Annotated in this window: 4 protein-coding genes; 1 reads left to right on the top strand and 3 read right to left on the bottom strand. The window is 39.0% G+C overall.

The annotated features are described in order from the left end of the window. Positions 1–142 precede the first annotated feature (142 nt). Complete coding sequence (locus KDK19_RS13945) at positions 143–289, top strand: hypothetical protein (protein WP_257282047.1); 147 nt, start codon at positions 143–145, stop codon at positions 287–289. 457 nt (positions 290–746) lie between these two features. On the opposite strand, the gene KDK19_RS13940 is transcribed toward KDK19_RS13945, so the two are convergent. The 3 genes from KDK19_RS13940 to KDK19_RS13930 all read right to left on the bottom strand — a co-directional run. After that, positions 747–1,676 (bottom strand): hypothetical protein, encoded by a 930-nt coding sequence (locus tag KDK19_RS13940; protein ID WP_257253964.1) that lies wholly within the window; start codon positions 1,674–1,676, stop codon positions 747–749. Positions 1,677–1,811: 135 nt separating this feature from the next. Then, the gene (locus KDK19_RS13935; protein WP_257292199.1) at positions 1,812–2,381 is read right to left on the bottom strand and encodes a hypothetical protein; all 570 of its coding nucleotides are present in this window, start codon (positions 2,379–2,381) and stop codon (positions 1,812–1,814) included. A gap of 109 nt (positions 2,382–2,490) precedes the next feature. Then, a partial coding sequence (locus tag KDK19_RS13930) for a hypothetical protein (RefSeq protein ID WP_257292198.1) occupies positions 2,491–2,679 on the bottom strand: 189 nt, incomplete at its 5' end.

Below are 2,679 nucleotides of genomic sequence, written 5' to 3'. Positions count from 1 at the left end.
AAACAAATATAAGCTACAGGTCAATATTTTCAGGAGGTTTCATGATTTTTCCCTGTGAATGGTTGGCTTCGCCTGCCATGAACTACCCCTGCTACTCCTTATCTCTGAGTTGTCTCCACAACTACTAGACAAAGGAAGTAGCATGAGCAAATTTGAAAAGTTAACGCATGTCATCTGGCATTGCCAATACCGTATGGTTTGGGAATACAACACTGTCGTGGGCACGGCGGTCAATTCCAAGGTTCCCCTTTTCCTGCTCCCCAGCCAGATTATTGAGTACGATATTTGAAAGTACAGGCGGCAGAAGGCCATCTTGCGCTCTAAGGGTAGACATTAAGCTCAAAAAAGATTCATTTCCGGCGGCAGAACTCACCTTGAACAGCCAAAATAAATAAGGCGATGAAAAGTGGAACCAGTCTGTTTGGTAATGTCATTTTATCCCTTATGGTAAGTCTCTGCACTCACATACAAGGAAGCTCCTCGACTTCTGGGCAGATAATGCGAAACGTGAACACCCTGCACAAGATGTTTGTTCAGGGCGTACAAGATTAGATCTTTGTGCTGTGGGTGAGGCTTAATGTCTACTCTAAGATCTTGCGCTTGCTCTCATCCGGTTTGGTGGGGGTCATCCCACCGCATGGGTTTGGGTTGGTAGGTTCCTGATGACAGTTGCTGCCGAATCTTCGGCCAGTGCCGGTTTAGCAGGATAATCTGCAGTTGGCAGCATAGCCACTTGTTAGGTGATTTCAACCAGGGGAGTAGATATAGGTTGTGCAAAAGTGACGTGAACCAAAATTATTTCTCTTTGAAGAGCCATCTTTTATAAAGTCTAATGGAATTTTACTTTCATCAAGCACGTGGCTTGGTAGTCGTAATTTTCCATTTTCAACCAAGCATGACCTTACTGCCGAGAAATAATCATCCGAGTAATTCATAAATGAACACAAAGGTCCTTCATCAACAATTTCATCATATTTATTTAATATACTGAGATATTCAATTGCTCTTTTGTCTCCCCACTGTAATAAAACATCAGGTTTGATACTTGCCCGAATATCCAAAGTATCTATGTTTGAATGATCACAATAATCATTATTATGACCACAACCAAGCATTAAAGTAGAATGCTTGTCTGGATTCAATCCATTCAGAATAACAACACCATAGTTTTCAAAGGTGCTATTAAGCTCTTCATCGGAAACGAAAGTCTTTGTATCCAGCTTTTTTCCATTAGAATGAAGAGTAATGAAAAGATCTAATTCATCATAAGATTCCAGAAAGTTATTAACTTTTATCCTTTTAGCTTCATCACTGGCTGTTGGAGTGTTTCCTCCCGATAAGAATGTATATAAAGGATTACTTGGGTTATTCATCGCCTTGAAAATTAAATTTGCAACTTTCAATATTGATTCTTGATCATCTTTATCTGCTAATAAAACCCCCTTTTTAGATAGCCTCTCTGGTGTAATACAGAGATTTTTATATTTTTGCCCATCATGCAAACTTATTTCTTCAACCTTCCTGCTTTTCAGTTCCAATCCATAAAATGGTTCACTTTTTCTATGAGGAATAAGTTTTTCCTTAGAATTTTCATCACATTCGTTTTTTTGCTTTTTATCAGATAGCGATACATCTTCTGTATTAATTGAAGGTAGCTTTTTTCCTGCAATATTCATATTACTTATCTCATGCATTAATCTAACTTCATCTAACGTATGGTTCTGCTGTGCGATCAAGGCGCATCAGATGTAGGGGGGAGACCCCAGAAAGAACTGGTTGCATTTGTTATACTTGTTGTTAATGTGGATAAATTACTTTTCAGACAAAATAGATTGTAAAAAAGCCACAATTTCAGAAAAACTGGCATCCATTCCAATAGACCTATAAAAGTCATGGAGATCTTGACTATTGAGAAAAATATTTAATATTTGTTCCAGTAGAGATGTGATTTTTACTTTCAAATCTCTTACCTCCATTGATTCAAACGGATGTAGGTAATCACTCATACTTACACCATGTATAATAACTGTACTGAACTCCATTAACGCCGTAGAAAGTTCTTGAGATACATGTTCATGCAAGACTTGACTCATTGATTGCTGTAGATTTTGCAAAAGCACATCTTTAGCCGATGTTGCAGAAGCATTTAGCTTATAGTGAAGCACTGAAAAGCTCACCCTAAGTTCATCAATAACAATATTAAGCCTCAGAGAATGTTTCAAGGCTTCATGTTTTTTATACTCATCTGAGCTCGCTGGGAATGTTTTCTCTATGCTCTGATCAAAAAAATCCAATACTTTTTTCGTTTCAGACAGCATTTCAGCACGAAGTGCTATGGAATGTATAGCTATTAAAATCAACAAAAACCTTACAACCTTCATCACCGCTCTTCAACTGATGTAGAAATTCTAACTTGGCTCAAACCGAATAAAAGCCCATTTTAAGCGGTGCAAAGGCCACAAAGATCAATACCGCTGCTAACCGAAACACTTACGGCTCCGGCAACCCAACAGGAGCCTGACCGAGAATAGACTGCCCTTCACGGCAACTGTTCCTGCGTTGCTCTGGCTCTTGCATCCATGCAGTCGTGCGGCGGCGGTAATTTAGTCTGAAAGTCCACTTTCGTTCGTCAAATAGCTCGCTATTCTCCTCACAAAACCGAATTTTCATCCTCAATTT

The sequence above is a fragment of the Endozoicomonas sp. ONNA1 genome (assembly GCF_024606325.1).
GTDB lineage: Bacteria > Pseudomonadota > Gammaproteobacteria > Pseudomonadales > Endozoicomonadaceae > Endozoicomonas_A.
The sequence above is the reverse complement of the archived record's forward strand: the minus strand, read 5'-3'. Positions and strand labels throughout refer to the sequence as shown.

What these genes read in the sequence shown, in the direction of transcription:
- KDK19_RS13945 (WP_257282047.1), top strand. Translation starts at nt 143, where the DNA reads ATGAGCAAATTTGAAAAGTTAACGCATGTCATCTGGCATTGCCAATAC.
- KDK19_RS13940 (WP_257253964.1), bottom strand. Translation starts at nt 1,676, where the DNA reads ATGAATATTGCAGGAAAAAAGCTACCTTCAATTAATACAGAAGATGTA.
- KDK19_RS13935 (WP_257292199.1), bottom strand. Translation starts at nt 2,381, where the DNA reads ATGAAGGTTGTAAGGTTTTTGTTGATTTTAATAGCTATACATTCCATA.